This is a genomic window from Paracoccus sp. KR1-242, assembly GCF_049446195.1.
Lineage (GTDB): Bacteria > Pseudomonadota > Alphaproteobacteria > Rhodobacterales > Rhodobacteraceae > Paracoccus > Paracoccus broussonetiae.
In genome coordinates this window covers 129,872-149,764 of record NZ_JBMSED010000005.1, presented here as the reverse complement: position 1 = coordinate 149,764, position 19,893 = coordinate 129,872, and the positions used below count along the sequence as shown (strand labels likewise).

General features: G+C 64.3%; 17 protein-coding genes. 10 read left to right on the top strand and 7 right to left on the bottom strand.

Translation table 11 applies throughout. The features are described from left to right. Positions 1 to 41: 41 nt before the first annotated feature. The 4 genes from ACO2Q4_RS09320 (at position 42) to ACO2Q4_RS09305 (ending at position 5,341) form a co-directional block, all read left to right on the top strand. Positions 42 to 1,040 (top strand): LacI family DNA-binding transcriptional regulator, encoded by a 999-nt coding sequence (locus ACO2Q4_RS09320; RefSeq protein ID WP_423318844.1) that lies wholly within the window; start codon positions 42 to 44, stop codon positions 1,038 to 1,040. 169 nt (positions 1,041 to 1,209) lie between these two features. After that, positions 1,210 to 2,667 (top strand): basic amino acid/polyamine antiporter, encoded by a 1,458-nt coding sequence (locus tag ACO2Q4_RS09315; RefSeq protein WP_395133165.1) that lies wholly within the window; start codon positions 1,210 to 1,212, stop codon positions 2,665 to 2,667. Positions 2,668 to 2,684: 17 nt separating this feature from the next. Further along, a complete protein-coding gene (locus tag ACO2Q4_RS09310; RefSeq protein WP_311759164.1) occupies positions 2,685 to 3,929 on the top strand; it encodes an arginine deiminase in 1,245 nt (414 codons plus the stop codon). Next, on the top strand, positions 3,929 to 5,341 hold the full coding sequence (locus ACO2Q4_RS09305; RefSeq protein WP_423318842.1) for a basic amino acid/polyamine antiporter: 1,413 nt from the start codon (positions 3,929 to 3,931) through the stop codon (positions 5,339 to 5,341). The genes ACO2Q4_RS09310 and ACO2Q4_RS09305 overlap by 1 nt, the downstream gene beginning before the upstream one ends. A gap of 76 nt (positions 5,342 to 5,417) precedes the next feature. On the opposite strand, the gene ACO2Q4_RS09300 is transcribed toward ACO2Q4_RS09305, so the two are convergent. After that, positions 5,418 to 6,542, bottom strand: a complete 1,125-nt coding sequence (locus tag ACO2Q4_RS09300) for an alpha/beta hydrolase (RefSeq protein ID WP_395133161.1) — start codon at positions 6,540 to 6,542, stop codon at positions 5,418 to 5,420. 380 nt (positions 6,543 to 6,922) lie between these two features. Here ACO2Q4_RS09300 and ACO2Q4_RS09295 point away from each other — a divergent pair, with 380 nt between their 5' ends. The 4 genes from ACO2Q4_RS09295 (at position 6,923) to ACO2Q4_RS09280 (ending at position 10,963) form a co-directional block, all read left to right on the top strand. Next, entirely contained in the window at positions 6,923 to 7,108 is a 186-nt protein-coding gene (locus tag ACO2Q4_RS09295; RefSeq protein ID WP_395133289.1) for a DUF3008 family protein, read from the top strand. 142 nt (positions 7,109 to 7,250) lie between these two features. Continuing rightward, entirely contained in the window at positions 7,251 to 8,345 is a 1,095-nt protein-coding gene (locus ACO2Q4_RS09290) for a mechanosensitive ion channel family protein (RefSeq protein ID WP_423318838.1), read from the top strand. Between the two features lie 98 nt (positions 8,346 to 8,443). Continuing rightward, entirely contained in the window at positions 8,444 to 8,581 is a 138-nt protein-coding gene (locus tag ACO2Q4_RS09285) for a hypothetical protein (protein WP_395133157.1), read from the top strand. A 21-nt stretch (positions 8,582 to 8,602) separates the two neighbouring features. After that, on the top strand, positions 8,603 to 10,963 hold the full coding sequence (locus tag ACO2Q4_RS09280) for a glucose/quinate/shikimate family membrane-bound PQQ-dependent dehydrogenase (RefSeq protein WP_423318836.1): 2,361 nt from the start codon (positions 8,603 to 8,605) through the stop codon (positions 10,961 to 10,963). An 18-nt stretch (positions 10,964 to 10,981) separates the two neighbouring features. On the opposite strand, the gene ACO2Q4_RS09275 is transcribed toward ACO2Q4_RS09280, so the two are convergent. After that, on the bottom strand, positions 10,982 to 11,644 hold the full coding sequence (locus ACO2Q4_RS09275) for a GntR family transcriptional regulator (RefSeq protein WP_423318834.1): 663 nt from the start codon (positions 11,642 to 11,644) through the stop codon (positions 10,982 to 10,984). A 123-nt stretch (positions 11,645 to 11,767) separates the two neighbouring features. On the opposite strand from ACO2Q4_RS09275, the gene ACO2Q4_RS09270 reads away from it, so the two are divergent. Further along, positions 11,768 to 13,087 (top strand): malonyl-CoA decarboxylase domain-containing protein, encoded by a 1,320-nt coding sequence (locus ACO2Q4_RS09270; RefSeq protein WP_423318832.1) that lies wholly within the window; start codon positions 11,768 to 11,770, stop codon positions 13,085 to 13,087. A gap of 14 nt (positions 13,088 to 13,101) precedes the next feature. Then, positions 13,102 to 14,610, top strand: a complete 1,509-nt coding sequence (locus tag ACO2Q4_RS09265; RefSeq protein ID WP_423318830.1) for a malonate--CoA ligase — start codon at positions 13,102 to 13,104, stop codon at positions 14,608 to 14,610. Between the two features lie 38 nt (positions 14,611 to 14,648). On the opposite strand, the gene ACO2Q4_RS09260 is transcribed toward ACO2Q4_RS09265, so the two are convergent. The 5 genes from ACO2Q4_RS09260 to ACO2Q4_RS09240 all read right to left on the bottom strand — a co-directional run bounded on the left by ACO2Q4_RS09260 (position 14,649) and on the right by ACO2Q4_RS09240 (position 19,882). Beyond that, positions 14,649 to 15,866 carry a winged helix-turn-helix domain-containing protein gene (locus tag ACO2Q4_RS09260; protein WP_423318828.1) on the bottom strand — a complete coding sequence of 406 codons (1,218 nt, stop codon included), beginning with the start codon at positions 15,864 to 15,866 and terminating at the stop codon, positions 14,649 to 14,651. 78 nt (positions 15,867 to 15,944) lie between these two features. Next, positions 15,945 to 16,109, bottom strand: coding sequence for a hypothetical protein (locus tag ACO2Q4_RS09255; protein ID WP_311759175.1), 165 nt, complete (start codon positions 16,107 to 16,109; stop codon positions 15,945 to 15,947). Then, the gene (locus tag ACO2Q4_RS09250; RefSeq protein WP_423318826.1) at positions 16,106 to 17,230 is read right to left on the bottom strand and encodes a YeeE/YedE family protein; all 1,125 of its coding nucleotides are present in this window, start codon (positions 17,228 to 17,230) and stop codon (positions 16,106 to 16,108) included. Before ACO2Q4_RS09250 ends, ACO2Q4_RS09255 begins: the two co-directional genes overlap by 4 nt. Then, on the bottom strand, positions 17,230 to 18,159 hold the full coding sequence (locus tag ACO2Q4_RS09245; RefSeq protein ID WP_423318824.1) for a sulfurtransferase: 930 nt from the start codon (positions 18,157 to 18,159) through the stop codon (positions 17,230 to 17,232). The genes ACO2Q4_RS09250 and ACO2Q4_RS09245 overlap by 1 nt, the downstream gene beginning before the upstream one ends. A gap of 196 nt (positions 18,160 to 18,355) precedes the next feature. Then, the gene (locus ACO2Q4_RS09240) at positions 18,356 to 19,882 is read right to left on the bottom strand and encodes a pyridoxal phosphate-dependent decarboxylase family protein (RefSeq protein ID WP_423318822.1); all 1,527 of its coding nucleotides are present in this window, start codon (positions 19,880 to 19,882) and stop codon (positions 18,356 to 18,358) included. Positions 19,883 to 19,893: the final 11 nt, after the last annotated feature.

The following is a 19,893-nucleotide window of genomic DNA, read 5'->3' as shown; positions in this document are numbered from 1 at the left end:
CGAGGCGGGAGGTGGGGATGGACGTGCAAAAGATCAGGACCATGGAAGAATTCTCCGTGGTCACGGGAATATCCCGCCCGACGATCTCGAAATACTTCAACGATCCGTCCAGCGTCCGGCATTCGACCCGTGAGCGGATCGAGGCCGCCATTATCCGCTATGGCTATCGCCCGAACCTGTTCGCGATCAACCAGAACAGGAAGTTCACCAAGAATATCGGCATCATCGTTCCCCATATCGTCGACCCGTTCTATGCCGAGATCGTGCGCCATATCGAATTGCGTTGCGCCGAGGCCGGGTATTGGGCCATTGTCCTTGGCTCGCACGGCGACCCGGAGCGCGAGGCGAACGCGATCGAGATGCTCTATTCGCTGCGAATCGCAGGCGCGATCATCGCACCACTGGGCGACAGCTCTGCCCCCGACCGCATCCGGCAGCTGGCCAGCGACATTCCCACGGTGATCTTCGACAACCACATGAATGGCGAGGAGATCTTTGTCGGGACCGACAACTTCCAGTCGATGGGGTTGATGGTGGATTACCTGTGCCGCAGTGGCGAGCCACCCTGCTTCCTGGACATGCCGGCAGTGAATACCAACGCGCGCGAGCGGCGCGAAGCCTATGTCCGCGCGATGGAAGGGCAGGGGCTGGACCCATTCGTAATCCCGGTCGAGACGACGGAATGGCATTTCGAGGAACTGGGCTATCGCACCGGGCTGAAATTGCTGCCCTCGCGCGATCTGCCGTGGAACACGGTTCTTTGCGCCAATGACCGACTGGCGATCGGCCTGATCGCCGCCGCCTTCGAACGCGGAACCGTCGTCGGGCGCGGTTCGCCTTCGGCGCTGCGGGTGGCGGGACACGACGATCATCCGATGGCCCGTTTCACCGCGCCGGGGTTGACGACGGTCGCCCAGGACTATGTCTCGATCGCGGAAAACAGCGTGACGACGTTGTTCGACATGATCGAGGAAGGCAGGCGTCCTGCCGACCCGGTGAAGCGGGTCGAGGGCCGGTTGATCCTGCGCGCCTCGGCCTGACCCCGTTCCGGACGGGCCGCAGGCGCCCCTATCGCCGCGTCTGAAATTCGGGGTCGCTGGCCCGCAGAATGCACGCAAGTCGAGATTAAGCCTTGCCAAGCCGAATGAGGCTTGCCACCATACCGTTGATTGGAAGGAATTATTTTCAGCGGCTGCCGAGGGGATGCTCATGGCCGGTTCCGAAATCCACGACAAGACGGACATTTCTGGCAAGCTTTCGCTACCGATCCTGACGGCCATGGTCGTCGGATCGATGGTGGGGTCGGGGATCTTTTCGCTTCCCCGCACCTTCGGCCTTGCGACCGGGCCATTCGGAGCAATCATCGCCTGGATCATCGCGGGCGGCGGCATGTACATGCTGGCCCGCGTGTTCCAGTTCCTTGCACAGCGCAAGCCCGAGCTTGATGCCGGTGTCTATGCCTATGCGAAGGCGGGCTTCGGGGATTATCCGGGCTTTCTGTCCGCGCTTGGCTACTGGATCGGTTCCTGCATCGGCAACGTATCCTACTGGGTGCTGATCAAATCGACGCTGGGCGCGTTCTTCCCGGTCTTCGGGGACGGCAATACGGTGGTCGCGATCCTGGTTGCCTCGGTCGGGATATGGCTTTTCCATTTCATGATCCTGCGGGGCATCCAGCAGGCGGCCTTCATCAACACGGTCGTGACCATCGCGAAGATCGTGCCGATCCTGGTCTTCATCTTGATCATGTTCATCGCCTTCCGCGCGGACATGTTCAGCGCGAATTTCTGGGGCGGCGTCGACATGCCCGAGGCCAGCCTGTTCCAGCAGGTCCGCGCCACCATGCTCGTCACCGTCTTTGTCTTCCTGGGGATCGAAGGGGCCAGCGTCTATTCCCGCCATGCCCGGTCACGGAAGGACGTCGGCACGGCGACCCTGATCGGCTTTGCGGCGGTGCTGTGCCTGATGGTGCTGGTCACGCTTCTGCCCTATGCCGTGCTGCCGCGCGCCGAAATCGCCGAGATGCGCCAACCCTCGATGGCTGCCGTGCTGGAGGCGGTGGTCGGCCGTTGGGGCGCAATCTTCGTCAGTGTCGGGCTGCTCGTTTCAGTTCTGGGCGCCTATCTCGCCTGGTCGCTGATCTGTGCCGAGGTGCTGTCGATCGCTGCCAAGACCGATGACATGCCGCGTGTTTTCGCCCGCGAAAACGCGAATGGTGTTCCAGCCGCCGCCCTTTGGGCCACGAACATCGTGGTGCAGGTCTTTGTCATCACGACCTATTGGTCCAGCGACGCCTTTGCCCTGATGCTGAACCTGACCAGTGTCATGGCGCTGGTGCCATTCCTGCTTGTCGCGGGATATGGCGTGCTGATGGTGCGGCAAGGCGACAGCTATGTCGGGCAACCGGCCGAACAGCGGCGCGACCTGATTTTTGCCGCGATCGCACTGGCCTATACCGTGTTCCTGATCTTTGCAGCCGGGCTGGAATTCCTGGTGCTGTCGGCCGTGCTTTATGGACCGGGAACGCTGCTTTACCTGTGGGCCAGGCGCGAGCAGGGCAAGCCGGGACTGTTCGGTCGCATGAGCGACTACGTCATCTTTGCACTGGCCGTCCTTGGCTGTGTGCTGGGCATCTGGTGGCTCGCAACGGGCTATATCACGATCTGACAAGGGAGCGAGGACGGATGAGCAAGACGACACCCTTCGGCGTGCATTCCGAGGTCGGGCAACTGCGCAAGGTCATGGTCTGCGCACCCGGCCGGGCACATCAGCGGCTGACCCCCTCGAACTGCGACCAGCTTCTGTTCGACGATGTTCTGTGGGTCGATGTCGCCAAGCGCGACCATTTCGACTTCACCACCAAGCTGCGCGATCGCGGCGTCGAGGTGGTCGAGATGCATAATTTGCTGGCTGAGACACTGGCACTGCCCGAGGCCAGGGCCTGGATCCTGGATCATCAGGTCGTGCCGAACCAGATCGGCCTGGGCTTCGTCAACGAAGTCCGCTCCTATCTTGACGGGCTGACGCATCGCGACCTGGCTGAGACGCTGATCGGCGGGCTTTCGACCTATGAATTCCCCGAAACCCTGGGTGGCGAGGCGCTGGCACTGATCCGGGATGCGGCTGGCGTCAACGAATACCTGCTGCCGCCACTGCCGAACACGCTTTACACGCGCGACACCACCTGCTGGATCTATGGCGGGGTCACGCTGAACCCGCTTTACTGGCCGGCCCGGCATGAAGAAACCATCCTTGCCACTGCGATCTATCGCTTCCATCCCGATTTCGCGGGCAAGGTGAATGTCTGGTGGGGCGATCCGACGCAGGATTGGGGTATGGCCACGCTGGAGGGCGGCGACGTCATGCCCATCGGCAAGGGCAACGTCCTGATCGGGATGAGCGAGCGGACCTCGCGCCAGGCGATCAGCCAGCTTGCCGCCGCGCTGTTCGCGCAAGGCGGGGCCGAACGTGTCATCATCGCCGCCATGCCCAAGCTGCGCGCGGCGATGCATCTCGACACGGTCTTCACGTTTGCCGACCACGATTGCGTTTTGATCTATCCCGATATCGTCAACACTATCGAGTGCTTCTCGTACCGGCCCGACGGCAAGGGCGGTCTGGTGCTCAGCCGCGACAAGGGCGGCCTGATCGAGACGGTGCGCGAGGCGCTGGGGTTGAAGGCAATGCGCGTGGTCGAGACGGGTGGCAACGACTACATGCGCGAACGCACGCAATGGGACAGCGGTGCGAACCTGGTTTGCGCCTCTCCGGGCGTGGTCTTTGCCTATGACCGGAACACCTATGCCAATACGCTGCTGCGCAAGGCCGGAATCGAGGTCATCACCATCGACGGCTCGGAACTGGGTCGCGGCCGGGGCGGCGGCCATTGCATGACCTGCCCGATCATCCGCGACGCCTTCGATTATTGATGGCTGAAGGGCAAGGCAAGTTCAGCCTGCCCACGCTGACCGCGATGGTCGTCGGCTCGATGGTGGGGGCGGGGATCTTTTCGCTGCCCCAGACCTTCGGACGCGTGACCGGCGGCGTGGGCGCGCTGATCGCCTGGGCAATTGCCGGAGGCGGGATGCTGACCCTTGCCTTCGTCTTCCAGACCTTGGCGCGAAGGCGCCCCGATCTGGACGCGGGCGTCTTTGCCTATGCCAAGGCGGGGTTCGGCGACTATCTGGGTTTCCTGTCCGCGCTGGGTTACTGGACCGTCTGCTGTCTTGGCAACGTATCGTACTGGATCCTGATCAAGTCCACGCTTGGTGCGGTCATCCCGGCTTTTGGCGACGGAAATTCGGCGATGGCGATCGCGGTTTCGTCGCTGGGAGTCTGGATCGTCCACCTGCTGATCCTGCGCGGCGTGCGGCAGGCCGCGGCGCTGAACACAATCGTCACCGTGGCCAAGATCGTGCCGATCCTGACCTTCATTGCCATCGCAGCCTTCGCCTTTGATGGGGGTGTATTCGCGGCAAACCTTGACGGCGGTCCCGCGTTGGAAACCCAGGGCATCGCCGCCCAGGTGCGCGGCACGATGCTGGTCACTGTCTTCGTCTTCGTCGGGATCGAGGGCGCCAGCGTCTATTCACGCTATGCCCGCCGGCGCGAGGATGTCGGGCTGGCGACATTGCTGGGATTTGCGGGCGTGCTTTGCCTGCTGGTGCTGGTCACGTTGCTGTCTTACGGCATCCTGCCGCAAGAGCGGTTGGCCGGACTGCGCAACCCTTCGATGTCGGGGGTGCTTCAGGCGATCGTCGGGAACTGGGGCGCCGTTTTCATCAGCTTGGGACTGATCGTCTCGGTCCTTGGCGCCTATCTGTCATGGTCACTGCTGGCGGCCGAGGTCCTGTTCCTAGCCGCACGGACAGAGACGATGCCCCGATTTCTGGCCGCGCAGAACGCGAACGGCGTGCCCTCGGCAGCGCTGTGGCTGACGAACCTGCTGATCCAGGCCTTCCTGATCCTCAGCTTCTTTGCCGAGGAAGCCTTTCTCATGGCGATGAAGCTGACCTCGTCGATGATCCTGCTGCCCTATGTTCTGGTCGCGGGGTTCGGGCTGATGCTGGCGCGGGGGGCGAAAGCTCCGGGGCGTGGAGCCGAATTTGCCTGCGCGCTGATCGCAACGATCTATACGCTGGGGCTTGTCGTCGCCGGGGGACTGGACTTCTTCCTGCTGTCGCTTTGCATCTATGCGCCGGGAACGGCGCTGTTTCTGCTGACCCGCAGGCAGGCGGGAAAGTCCGTGTTCACCCGGCGGGAATGGCTGATCTTTGCGCTGGTCGTAGCAGGCGCCGTCGCGGCGCTGACCGCATTGGCGACAGGCACGATCCGGCTTTAGCGAAGTCACAATAATCAGAGTTATGTAATACGTTGCCCACATCGCGGCAGGCAACGTCAGGGTCATGACACTGAGTTCAGCCGCCGTTGATCATGATCGGCACGTTGTTCAGCATGTCGGCCAGACCCGGCGTACGCCCGCGCGAGAAGCCGCCGGATCGATTCAGCCCGGCGCCGATCAATTGCACGACTTCCGGTGAGCCGGCGAATTTCGAATGGCTGCCAGAGGTTGAATCGTGAATCTGCGACAAGTCGATCACCGTCACGCCCAGCCCTTCAAGCTTGGCCGCATCCGTCGCGCCCACGCGCGGAACTCCCCCCGCGATCCGGCGCGAGGCCAGAAGCGCGCGGTCGTCCTTGGACACCAGCAGGTAGATCTTCTTGCGGATCTCGGGCGAGAGTTGCTCGATCTGGGTGCGGAACAGGTCGATGTCGATGTCGGGCGATGCCAGCACGATGTTGTTGATGGTCCGTCGCTTGCCCAGGGTGCCTGCCTTCTGGGCGTCGACCAGTCCTTCCATCGTCAGCAGCGTTCCCATGGAATGGGCAAATATATCAACGCTTTCGGCGTTGGTCTGGACCATGATGTCGGAAATTTCCTTCAGCTTTCCACGCGCGATCAGGGCGCTGTTCATATCATAGACATAGCGCACGGCACTGGCCGCAGAGGCCCAGGTCATCAGGACTGGCACGCCCTGATAGTTGGTATCCTCGACGAACTGGGTCAGCCGCAGGATCGCGTCGCTGGCCGTGTTGTTATAGCCGTGGACGAACAGCAGAAGCCGCCGTTGTCCGGGCGGCCGGCGGGCCAACTCGCGGTTGATCTCGGCCACGAAGGAAGCGTCGTTGCGATAGACCACCGGATCGATGATCGAAAATTCCGTGCGCGGATCGGGCGGCAGTTCCTTGGGCCGCTCAAGTTCGCCGACCTTGTGGTTCGGCGGAACCGTCGCCACGACCGAGGCCAGTCCCAATTCGGGCGCGCGATTGGCCGAGAAGAAGGCGCCCGTGACTTCCGTAGCCTGCCGGGTCGTGGTGATGAAGACCTTGTGCCGGCTAACCTCGGCAAGGTGCTCGGCCGGAATTTCGGGATTGTCCACGCCGATCAGTTCGGGGGGACGACTGCACCCTGCAAGCAGCGTTGCTGCAAGCATCAGTGCAAAAGGCAACCGGTTTGAAACCGGCAGGCATTCTCTACGCATTCGGCCCTCTGGCAAAGGTCACGGACGGCTTGAGAGTGCATAAGCCACGCGCACGCGCAAGTGAACTCGCGCCAGCAGGGCCCCGATTTTCGCGCCACTGCAGGGCGGAAAAGGCTGCCGCGCCCGGTCCTTCGGACCTCACATCGGATTGAATGCCGGAACAATCCCCCCGGAATGAGGTTTTGCCAGCACCTCGACCAAGAGGACAAGACACTGACCACTCGTTGCATGAACGCCTGAGCGACGCGGAACTGACGGACTCGACCCTTGACGGCGCACCGATCTGTGGACCGGGTCCGAACACCGGCACCGATACCGGACACAAACGACCGCATCCCGCGCGCCCGCGGGCGGCACACCAGATCCGAAGGAAGCTTTCAATGCCAGCCAAATCGAAGGCACAGCAGAAAGCCGCCGGCGCGGCCCTGTCCGCAAAGCGCGGCGACACGAAAAAGGGCGAATTGCGCGGCGCATCGCGGGAAATGTACGATTCGATGTCGGAACGACAGCTTGAGGAATTTGCCAGCACGACACGCAAGGGCAAGCCCGAGCACACGAAGAAATAGATCGTTGGTCCGGGCAAGTCTCGCCCGGACCCCCTGGCGCGCGCCAGCCCACGAGTTGCCGGAGTTGCCCATTCGCGCATCCCGGAACCCCTCCCCGACCGGACCGTCTTGCCCGACGGACACCGCAACCGACGGAGACCACATGCCTTCCTGGACAATCACCAGCCTTATCTTCATTGCGGCGCTTTGCGTTGCATGGGCCGCCTGCTTCCTGCTTTACCGCCTTGCACAGAAAGTCCTGAGCCATCGTGACGAATTCTGGCGCAAGCTGTTGTCGCGAACACGCGGGCCGGTTCAGCTTGCCATGATGATCATGGCCGTATCGTTCGCGGCTAATATCGCCCCTTTGCCCCTGCGCGAAGGCAACCTGCTGCGACACGCCATGCTGATCGCCTTCATCGCCTGCGTGACCTGGTTCGTCAGGATCATGCTTGAGATCTGGATGACGCTGCACCTGCGCCGCTTTCGCCTGGATGTCGAAGATAACCTTCTGGCCCGAAAGCACGTCACCCAGACGCGCATTTTGGAACGGGTCGCGGTGGTGCTGATTGTGGCCATTGGCGTCAGCGCGGCGCTGATGACGATCGACGGGGTGCGGCAGTACGGGGTCAGCCTGCTGGCCTCGGCCGGGGCGGCAGGGATTGTCGTCGGCCTTGCCCTGCAACCGGTGCTGCGCAATCTGCTGGCGGGCATCCAGCTTGCCCTGACCCAGCCGATCCGCATCGACGACGCCGTTATTGTCGAGGGCGAATGGGGTAATATCGAGGAGATCTCCGCGACCTATGTCGTCGTCCGCATCTGGGACAAGCGGCGGCTGATCGTGCCCCTGAACTATTTCATGGAACAGCCTTTCCAGAACTGGACCCGCAATGACGCGACCCTGATCGGCACCGTTCTGATCTATCTGGATTATGAGGTTTCGGTCCCCGAATTGCGTGCCGAGGCCGAACGGATCGTCCGCGCCTCTCCTCTGTGGAACCGCGACGTTTTCGCGCTGCAAGTCACCGATTTCCGCAAAAACGTGGTCGAGGTCCGCATTCTTGCCAGCGCGACCCATGCCGGCAAGGCATTCGACCTGCGTTGCGAGATCCGCGAGAAGCTGCTGGCCTATCTGCAGCGCGAACAACAGGCAGCACTGCCCCGCCGGCGCGAAACTGTCCTTGCAGATCAGAAACTCTTGGCTACCATGGAGGCGACCCAGCCCGGACAGTCCTATGCCCGGCCCGGCAGATCCTGAACGCCGCCTGACCCAGCCAGTTTGCCCGTTTCCCGGTTAACCCGTGACGCCAGCACTGCCCATTCGCCGTTCCGAATTCGTCTGATTCTGGGGGATGCATGTCCAGTCGAACCATCATCGTTCTTGTCGTGATCGTGCTGCTGCTTGCGGTCCTTTACGCCGTGATCCCATCGGGGCGGGACGGGCCGTCTCCGGCGCAGGACAGCGCCAATCCCCACGCCATCGACCAGGATTGATTCAGACCTTCGGGGGCCGTCATGCTTGCAATCACAACCGCCATCTTCGCACTGATCGGTATTGCCCTGGCCGCACTGGGGGGGTGGCTGGTGATGCTGGGCGGCAGCCCGGCCTATCTGGTACTGGCTGTGGCCGTTCTGGTCGTGACCTTCCTGCTGGCCCGGCGAAACGGCGCGGCGATCTGGCTCTTCGCGTTGACCGTCATCCTGTGGCTGATCTGGGCAGTGTGGGAAGTAGGTTTCGACTGGTGGCAACTGGCACCGCGTGGCGGCCTGGTCGTGCTGATGGCGATGTGGCTGTGCCTGCCTGTGGTCCGCGCCGGGCTGATCCCCGCATCCCCCTCGACGGGACGGGTGTCCGGCTGGCCTGTGGGCATCGCCTCGGTGATCTCGGTCGCGGTGGCTGGCTACGCCATGATGCAGGATCCGACCGCCCTTGATGGCGCCCTGAATACCGAGCCCAGGACCGAGGCCCCGGCACTTGGCAACGAGATCCCGCCCGAGGAATGGCACCAATACGGGCGCACGAATTTCGGCCAGCGCTATTCTCCGCTGGACCAGATCACGACCGAGAATGTCGGAAGCCTGAAAGAGGTGTGGCGCTATCAGACCGGAGACGTGAAGCGCCCGGACGACGTGAACGAGACGACCTATCAGGTGACGCCGCTGAAGATCGGCGGCAAGCTTTACCTGTGCACGCCCCATAACATCGCGATCGCGCTGGACGCCGCGACTGGCAAGGAAATCTGGCGCTATGACGCGAATTCGGGAATGAGCCCGGACCGCCAGCACCAGACCTGCCGCGGCGTGACCTATTGGGACATGGCGAATATGCCTCCCGAGGCCGCTCCGGCGACCCCGGCCGCGCCCGAGGACTGCCCGACCCGCGTCTATCTGCCCACCGCGGATGCGCGGCTGATCGCGCTGAACGCCGAAACCGGCGAGGTCTGCACCAGTTTCGCCGATCAGGGCACGTTGAGGCTGGAAGCCGGAATGCCCTTCAACCCCGAGGGATATTACTATTCCACCTCCCCGCCGGTCGCGGTGGCGGGCAAGATCATCATCGGTGGCGCGGTCAACGACAACTTCTCGATCCAGTCGCCCTCGGGCGTGATCCGGGCCTTCGACATCCGCAGCGGGGCATTGCTGTGGAACTGGGACAGCGGCAATCCCGACGACACCACGCCCATCGACATCGCGGGCGGCGAAACCTATACCGCGAACAGCCCGAACAGCTGGTCGGTGTTTTCCGTCGATGCAGATCGCGGGCTGGTCTATATCCCCCTTGGCAATCAGGTTCCGGATCAGCTTGGCATGGGCCGTTCCCCGGCGGTCGAGGCGCATTCCTCGTCCGTGGTGGCGCTTCGTGTCGATAGCGGCCAGCAGGCCTGGGTATTCCAGACGGTGCATCACGACCTTTGGGACATGGACGTTCCGGCGCAGCCCGTCCTGGTCGACCTGACCGTGAACGGAGAGGTGCTGCCCGCGCTGGTCGCGCCCACCAAGCAGGGCGACATCTATGTCCTGAACCGCGAAACCGGAGAGCCGATCCTGCCCGTCTCGGAGCAGCCCGCCCCCTCGGGTGCGATTGCCGAGGATTTCACTGCCGAGACTCAACCCAGTTCCGCACTGAGCTTCGCGCCCCCGCCCCTGCGCGAACGCGACATGTGGGGGATCACCATCTTTGACCAGCTGATGTGCCGGATCGACTTCAACCGCCTGAATTACGAGGGGCGCTATACCCCGCCCTCGCTCAACGGGACCATCGTCTATCCGGGCAATTTCGGCACGTTCAACTGGGGCAGCATTGCCGTCGATCCACAAAGGCAGGTCATGTTCGGGATGCCGACCTATCTGGCCTTTACCTCGCGCCTGGTGCCGCGCGCCGACATCGCACCCAAGGGACAGGGCGAGAAGGCCAGCGAACAGGGCCTGAACCGCAACGAGGGCGCGCCCTATGGCGTCGTCATGGGCCCGTTCCTGGGCAAGCTGAACGTCCCCTGCCAAGCCCCGCCATGGGGCTATGTCGCAGGGGCGGACCTGACCACAGGACAGATCGCGTGGAAACACCGGAACGGCACAGTCCGGGACATGACGAAGCTGCCCCTGCCCTTCAAGCTGGGCGTTCCGGGGATCGGCGGCCCAATCATCACCGGGGGCGGCGTCGCCTTTCTGGCGGCGGCGGTCGACAACTTCATCCGCGGCTATGACCTGACCACCGGCGAACAGCTGTGGCAGGCGCGTCTGCCCGCAGGCGGCCAATCGACGCCGATGACCTTTGAACAGGACGGGCGCCAGTTCGTGGTGATCGTGGCGGGCGGGCACGGTTCGATCGGGACGAAGCCGGGCGATTACGTCATCGCCTATGCCCTCGACCAGTAAGTCTGCTGCGCGCGCGGCTCAGCGCGCGCTGTCCAGCCCTTCCAGCATGGCGGCAAGATCCTGGAACCGCTCACCCTGGACCAGCACATGTTCAGTCATGATACGGGCGGCGGTTTCCTCGTCTGCTGACCGGATCGCGTCGGCGATCACGCGATGTTCGTCCAGCGATCGGCGCACCCGCCCCTGCGCCTGCAACTGCCGACGCCGATAGGGTTGCAGCATCGCCTGAAGCCGCAGCGTTTCCGTCTCAAGGAAAGGGTTATGGGCGGCGCGATAGATTGCCTGATGGAACTGCGTGTTTTCGGCATAGTAGCGGTCGGATTCCCCCGCCTCTGCCGCCGTCTCGCAGGCTTGCAGGCTTTGCACGATGCGCGCGATGTCCCTGGCTTCGGCCCGGCGACAGGCAAGCCGGGCGCAAAACGCCTCAAGCTCGGCCATCAGCTCGAAACGCTGCATCAGCTCGCCCATGCCAAGCTTGGTGACAAAGGTGCCGCGCTTGGGCTGGACGATCAGCAGGCCCGAGGCCTCCAACATCTGCAACGCCTCGCGCACAGGGGTGCGCGAACAGCCGTAATCGGCCGCGATGCGGTCGGGATCGATCTGGTCGCCGGGATGATAGCGCCCGTCCACGATGTCGTTTTCCAGGGCAAGTCGTATGCGTTGGGCCGTCGGAATGCTCATCGCGTCGCCATTTCTCATGTCCTGCGGATATTTCACCCGACTTGTCATGAAATGTCCATCCGAAACTATGTTATATACAACAGACAGATTCTGGCGTATATCATTGGATCAGGAGGATCGATCATGGGCAAACAGCGACTCGCCTTTCTTTCGGATTTCGTCGAAGCGATCACCCGGCGCACGCGCGGCGCCCCGGGTGAGGCGGAAACCCTGAAAGCTTTGTCACGTCCGCCTTCAGAGCGGATCAAGGCCGCGTGCTCGGTCCTGATGGGCCGCATCGGAGACGCCTCGCGCGTGGCAGTGGCAGAACAGGCCCTGGCCGCCTATGCCGAGCTTTCGCCGGATGAGAAGCAGGCGTTTTTCGAACTGCTGCGCGACAGCTATGGTGTCGTCCCCGACCAGATCCGCAGCGCCTATGCCGCGTGGGAGAAGAAGCCCGATGCGGATGCCGTCGCCGCCCTGTTCCGCGTGGTCGAACCCGCGCGCCAGACGCTGCTGCGCCGCCTGAACCTTGCCCCCGGCGCCACGCTGCAACTGGTCCGCATGCGCGAAGACCTGTTGTCCGCGATCCGCGAGGATCCCAGCCTTGAACCCATCGATCAGGATTTCGCGCATCTTCTTGCCTCGTGGTTCAACCGTGGCTTCCTGACCATGCGCCGGATCGACTGGAACGCGCCCGCCGCGATCCTTGAAAAGATCATGGCCTATGAGACGGTTCACCGGATGCAGGGCTGGCCGGATCTGCGCCGCCGTCTGGCCGCGAATGACCGCCGCCTTTACGCCTTTTTCCACCCCGCCACGGGCGATGAGCCGCTGATCTTTGTCGAGGTCGCGCTGACCACCGGCATTCCGACCGCCATCGGCCCGATCCTGAACGCGCCTGAAGCCGCCGCCCCGGTCGAGGCTGATACCGCCGTCTTCTATTCGATCAACAACAGCCTGGCGGGTCTGAAAGGGGTGTCCTTCGGGAACTTCCTGATCAAGCAGGTGGTTGCGGTTCTATCCTCGGAACTTTCAAACCTGCGTTGCTATGTGACGCTGTCGCCGGTTCCGGGCTTCGCACGCTGGTTGTCCTCGCAGACGGACGACCGTGCGGTAGCGCTGGCCAAGGCGCTGTCCGATCCCGCGTGGCAGGACGACCCCGCCAAGGCCGAGGCCCTGCGCCCCGAGGTCGAGGCGATTGCCGCCCGCTATATCGTCACCGAACGCACCTCCGCTAACCTGCCCCCGGATCCGGTCGCCCGCTTTCACCTGGGCAACGGCGCCCAGGCGCACCGGTTGAACTGGCCCGCCGACTTCGCCCCTTCGGCGCTGAAGGCCGCGCATGGGCTGATGATAAACTATCTTTATGAGGTTGCCGAAATCGAGGCACAGCACGAAGCTTTCGTGCGCGACGGAACCGTCGCCCACGGCGCGCAGCTTGCCGAAGCCCTGGCACGTTGAGGAGAAAGACCCAAATGCAGACCATCTACGAGAACTTCATCCAGGCGGCCGAGACGATGCAGGCCAAGCCGCTGTTCGAACGGCCCGGCGAACCCAGCATCAGCTATACCCAGACGCGCGAACTGGTCGAACGGCTGGCCGCCGTCCTGGGTGAGGTGGGCGTCGCCCCCGGCGACCGGATCGCTGTTCAGGTTGAAAAATCGCCCGAAGCGATTGCCCTGTATCTTGCCACGCTGCAGGTGGGCGCGATCTTCCTGCCGCTGAACACCGCCTATACCGGGGCCGAGATCGACTATTTCATCGGCGACGCCGCACCCCGGCTTTTCGTCTGCGATCCCGCCACCTTCACCGCCCATGCCCACCGTGCCAGCCCGACCCTTGCCGTCGAGACGCTGGGGGCCAGTGCCGACGGCACGTTGATCGAGCGCGCCCGGGGCGTCACCCCGCGCGAGGATGCCCATCCCTCGGGGCCGGATGACCGCGCCGCGATCCTTTATACCTCTGGCACGACGGGACGCTCGAAAGGCGCGGTCCTGACCCATCGCAACCTCGCCTCGAACACCGAAGCGCTGCTGGACTGTTGGCGCTTCACGGCCGAGGACCGGCTGATCCATGCGCTGCCCATCTTCCACACCCACGGGCTTTTCGTCGCCGCCAACATGTCGCTGACGGCCGGGGCGACGATGATCTTTCTGACCAAGTTCGATGCCGAACAGGCCATCGACCTGATGGCGGACGCATCTGTGCTGATGGGTGTCCCGACCTTCTATACGCGCCTGTTGAAATCCGACCGCCTGTCGCGCGAAACGACGGCGGGGATGCGGCTTTTCGTCTCGGGCTCGGCCCCGCTTCTGGCCGAGGATCACCGCGCCTTCCAGGACCGCACGGGACAGGCCATCCTTGAACGCTATGGCATGACCGAAACCTGCATGATTGCGTCGAACCCCTATGACGGGGCGCGCATCCCCGGTGCGGTCGGCATGGCCCTGCCCGGCATCTCGGTGCGCGTGACCGATCGCGAAACCGGTGCGGCCCTTGCCGATGAAGAGATCGGCCTGATCGAGGTGAAGGGCCCGAACGTCTTTGAGGGCTATTGGAACATGCCCGAAAAGACCGCGTCCGAATTCCGCAAGGACGGCTACTTCATCACCGGCGACCTTGGCGAGATCGGCAAGGATGGCTACCTGCGCATCGTCGGGCGCGACAAGGATCTTGTCATCTCGGGGGGCTATAACGTCTATCCGAAAGAGGTCGAGGAGGCCATCGACGCGCTGCCGGGCGTCTTGGAAAGCGCCGTCATCGGCCTGCCCCATTCCGATCTTGGCGAGGGCGTGACCGCCGTTGTCGTGCCGCGCAGTGGTGTCGTCCTTGACCCGCAGCAGATCACCGCGGCGCTGGCCGACCGGCTGGCGCGGTTCAAGCAACCCAAGCGCGTCTTCATGGTCGAAAGCCTGCCGCGCAACGTCATGGGCAAGGTGCAGAAAGCCGAGCTGCGCCGGCTGTTCGCCGACACCTATGCCTGAAGTCTGACCCCAAGGCGCGGCACCTTTGCCGCGCCTGCCTAACCCGGCGTGCCTTCCTTTGGCTCGCGCAGCCAGCCGTCCGCGAACCGGATATCGGCCAGCCCGGCAAATGTGGCCAGCCGCTCAAGCTCTGACCTTAGCCCGGCCTGCCGCTGCCGTCCCATCCTGATGCCGGGTTCCGGCCAGAAGGCAGTGATGGCCAGCGCACCCGCGTCGCGCCTGGCGTCCAGCCTGCCGATCAGGCGATCACCCTGCATCACCGGGAAAATGTAATAGCCATAGAGCCGACGCTCGGCCGGTACGAAGATCTCGATCCGATAGCGGAAACCGAACAGGCGCTCGGCCCGCGCCCGGTCGCGCAATGCCGGATCGAATGGAGACAACACCCTGACCCTTTCGACCGGGTCGGGCAGTCCCGCCACCTGATCCAGCAGCGCGGGGGTCGTGAAACTGCGGCGGATCGAGCCGTCGGCCAGCCCGATATCGACCGGCAGGATGCGACCGTCCCGCAAGGCATCGGCGCACCAGTCCTTGGCCTCATCGCGGGTGGCGATCTCGAAAAACGCGGCAAGCTCGCCACTGGTGGCAAAGCCCAGCCGCTCCATCGCGGCCGTCATCGCCCAGTCGATGATCCCCGCGTCCGCCATCCCGTGGTTCAGGTGGTCCGCCGGGATCACGCGTTCGACCAGATCATAGACCTTGCGGAACCCCTGCCGATGCCGGATCGCAAGCCGTCCAGATCGCCACAGGAATTCCAGCGCTGTCTTGGAGGGATGCCAGTCCCACCAGCCTGAGGTGCCGCGGCTTTCCCCATCCCCCACGTCCCGGGATGAGACCGGCCCGTCATCGGCAATGCGCTTCAGGATGTTGTGGATCTCGGAATCCCAGCCCTCGCTCTGCCATTTCGGCCAGCGCTGCCGCATGCGGGCTTCGTCACGGGCGAATTTCAGCCGCCACATCGGATAGAAGCGCATGGGAATGACGGCGGCGTCGTGGGTCCAATGTTCGAACCCCGCGCGATCGCGCGCAATCAGTCGGTCCAAGGCAGCGGGACGGTATCTCCCGCGGCGCGACCACAGGATCATGTCATGCGAACGCGCCAGCGTGTTCACGCTGTCGATCTGGACGAAACCCAGTTCGTCCAGCACCCCGGCAAGGTCGGCGCCGCTCCCCGGCCCCGACCCCGGCCGAAGCAGCAGGTGGCGATCCAGGAAAAGGCGCCGCGCGTCGCGGTTCGTCAGCATTGCAGGGGTCATGGCATCCCGCATTGGCCGGCGCCCGTCGCGGCGCCGTCCGCCAGATTGGCGTCACCCCGGACGGGGATCAAGCCCCGGCTATTTCGGCATCGCCCCGCAGAAGCCGCCCGAGGCCTCGACCCCCGATCCCAGCGCAAAGATCGGCGGGGCTTTGTAGGGGTTCAGGTCGGAGGTCGCGTGATCGAAGAAGATCAGCATCCCAAGCAACAGAATGGCCAGCGGGGCCGTCACGCGGCGGGTCATGCGCGCCCCTCCATCCCCAGCAGCGGACGCAGGCGCACGCCGACCACCGAACCCGCGAAGCCTGCGACGAACCAGACCCAGCCATGCAGGCTGCCGGTCGAGATGCCCGAGAAGAACGCCCCCACATTGCAGCCAAAGGCCAGCCGCGAGGAATAGCCCAGCAGGAATCCGGCCACGATGGTCGCGACCCAGGCCCGCGCGGGCAACCGTGGCAAGGGCTGCGCCAAGCCTCCGCTGCGCCATGTCGCGACAAGGAATGCCCCAAGGATGATGCCGATATTCGTCAGCGAGGTCACGTCGGTCAGCACGCTTTGGCCCAATCGCGCGGCATTGCCCGGCGCGCTCCAGAAGGCAGAGCCGGACAGGTCCGCGCCAAGTGCCACCGCCGCCTTTGCGGCCCACAGGCCAAGGCCATAGACCACGCCCCAGGGCTGACCGGCCACGACCAGATTTGCGATGGCGAGCGCCGCGATGGCCAAAGCAGCAAAGACCAGCCGCGACGGAATGCGGCGCGTGCCGGGCGCGGCCAGCGCCAGCAGCAGGACCGCGACCCCGGCCAGCAGTACCAGCGTCAGCGCAAGCCCCGACCCACCGGTCAGCGTCAGGATCGGCAGTGCGCCAAGATCGGTCCACCAGACCAGCCCATAGGCGCCAAGGAAGCTGCCGATCGCAAAGAACGGCAGCGCCAGCAAGGCGACGGGATTGCCGCTGCCCGCATTGACCAGCGTGCCCGAGCCGCAGCCCAGCACGACCTGCATGGCCGCGCCAAAGACGAACGCCCCGCCGGCCATTGCCCAGCCGATGGGTGCCGCGGCCCCAGTGATCTCTCCGGGGTGGCTGGCCAGCAGGGGAAAGGCGACCGCGGACACGATCGCAATGGCCAGAAGCTGCGCCAAGATGCCCGAAGGATCGCGGCGCAGGATCATCGCGCGCCACGGCCCGGCAAAGCCGAAGCGCAACCCCTCCAGCACGATGCCGAAGCCCAGGCCGACGGCAAGCAACAGGCCATAGCGCGCGCCCGCGAACAATGCGACGGCAAAGACCACCGCCAGCCCCGCCAGGATGGTCAACCCGCGCTGCGCCACCTGCCCCGAGGCGGGAACCGCGACTGCATCGGCCATCAGTCGGTGCCCCGGATCTGGTTCATCAGGTTCTGCATCAGGCCGGGCGTGTTCTGCATCTGACCGCCCGATTGCGACCAGCCGACCATCGAGTCGGGATACAGTTTCGCGTCCTCGACCCCGGCCAGTTCGGACAGCGCAAACCATTCGGTCGCGGCCCAGTGGCCGGTATTGCAGAAGGCGACAACCGGATTAGCCTTGCCGATGCCCAGCTTCGCGGCAACTTCTGCGGCAGAGGGCGCGTCCATCACCTCGGTCGGATCCTTGAACCAGACGGCATGCGAGATGTTCTCGGCCCCCGGCAGCGTGCCGGGCTTGGCCGCCTGCGGATGCGCCTTCTGGCCCTGATAGAAGGCCTCGGGCCGCGCATCCAGCAGCTTCGCCTTGTGCTCGCCCCCGATGATCGTGGACACGTCATCGGTCGTCGCGAGCCACTGGTGCGAGAAGGTGATGTCGACATTGGACGGCACCGGTGCATTCGCACGCGTCTCAAGCGGAAGGCCCGCGCCGCTCCATGCGCCCATGCCGCCGTTCAGGATCGCAAGATGGCTGACACCCGAGGATTTCAGCGTCCAGTAAACCCGCGCAGCCGCACCGAAATCGCTGTCGTCTTCGCCTTGGTGGACGACTACGACCGGGCGTTCCAGCGTCACGCCAAGCTCACGCAACGTGGCTTCCAGCTGATCCTCGGGTACCAGCGCGCCGGGATTGGTCTCGGGGCCGCGGAACCGTTCATAAGGGGCCGAAATGGCCCCCGCGATATGGCCCTGGCCATAAGCCTCGCCGCGGATGTCCAGCACCAGCGGCGCATCCGGACCCGTCGTCTGGGCATTCAGCTGCTCGGCCGAGATCAACGGCCCGAAATCGGCGGCAAAGGCCGCGCCGGAAAGGCAGACCGCTGCCAAGGTCGAAAATGCAAGAATTCTCATCATGCGCCCCTATATTCTTCGCCCCCGATTTCTGGTGCCGAAAGGAGAATGACAAGACTTCATCTTACACCAACTTCGCTTTGGGCGCGAACAAGGTCCGCGTCCTGCGCGGTCAGGGTGACGGAGGTCGGGTGATCCGGGGCCGTGCCCGAACCGTTTCCCACCCTATGTCCCGAAGCTGGAAAGGGATTTCTTTTCACCTTGCGGGCGTCGTTCGCCACTGCCCGCGGCTCTCCGCCTCTTCCAGACCGCAGAGCTGATCACCCAGGGCGATCAGGGCCGCGATTGCCATGTCGAGGTCCGCATCTGTGGTCCTGTGATTGCAGATCGCCGCCCGCAGCCAATGCTGCCCGTGCAGGGTCGTATCGGAAAAGGCCGCGATTCCAGATTCCTGCAGGCGCATCATGATCTCGATATTCAACTCGGCCAATGCTTCCGGCCCAAGCCCTCCGGGGTCATAGCGAAAGCAGACGATATCCAGCGTCACCGGATCCAGCCGAGTCATGCGGGGTTCGCTGTCGATCCGCGCGGCCAACCTGTGCGCCTGATCGATATTGCGCCCGATGATCCGACCGAAGCGGGCGGCGCCATGTTCCTTCAGCATCATCCAGACCTTCAGCGCCCGGAAGCCGCGCGAGGTCTGGAGGCCATAGTCGAAAAGCCATCCCCCTGCGGCGATGCCACGTGCGGCAGGATCCAGATATTCCGAATGCAGGGCGAAGCTGCCCAGATGGGCCACCGGGTCGCGGACCAGCGCACAACCGGCTTCGAAGGGAACGTGCAGGCTTTTATGCGGATCCAGCGCCAGGCTGTCCGCGCGCTCGATCCCCACCAGCAGGTGCCGGTGGCCGGGCGAAAGCCGGGCCAGCGCGCCGATGCAGCCATCGACATGCAGCCACAACCCCTGCTGCGCGCACAGATCGGCGATGGCGCGCAACGGGTCGATGGCACCGCTGTTCACCGTGCCCGCCGTGGCGATGACACAGGCGGGTTGCCAGCCCGCGGCACGATCCTCGGCAATGGCCTCGGCAAGGGCGACCGGGTCCAGGCGGCAATCTTCGCCAGTCGGAATGCGGCGCAGCGCACGGTTGCCAAGGCCCATGATCTCGACCGCCTTCTGGTGGCAGCCATGCACCTGATCCGAGGCATAGAAGCGCAGCGGACGCGGCAGCGCCACAATCCCCGCTTCGCGCAAGTCGATTCCGGCGCTCCGATTGCGCGCGACCACCAGCCCGATCAGGTTCGCCGCCGAGCCGCCGCTGGTCAGCGTGCCGCTGGCCGAGGACGGAAATCCAACGATCTCTTTCAGCCAATCGATCACCTGGCGTTCGACCTCTGCCGCAGCATGGGCCCCGCCCCCAAGGTTCGAGCCGTCGACCGCCGCCAGAAAATCCGCCAGCGCCCCGGTCAGGGATGACGCCCCCATGTACCACATCCAGAACCGGGGATGGGTATTGCCCATCGGGTGGTCCATGACATGGTCCCAGGTTTCGTCCAGCACTGCAGTCAGTGGCGAGGGCTCCTGCGGCAGGGGTTGGCACAGCGCCACCCGCGCCGTGTCCGGCAGGGGACGCCAGACCGGGCGGTCACGTAGGTTTCGTGTCCGAAGTATGGCGCGGTCCACCGCGTCATGCGCCGCGCGGGCAAAGCCGTCCCAGTCCACAGGGTCCAAGCTTTCCCCGTCCGGCCCCCAGGGGGCCGGAGTCCAGGTTTCCACCTTCATCGCTTCCTCCG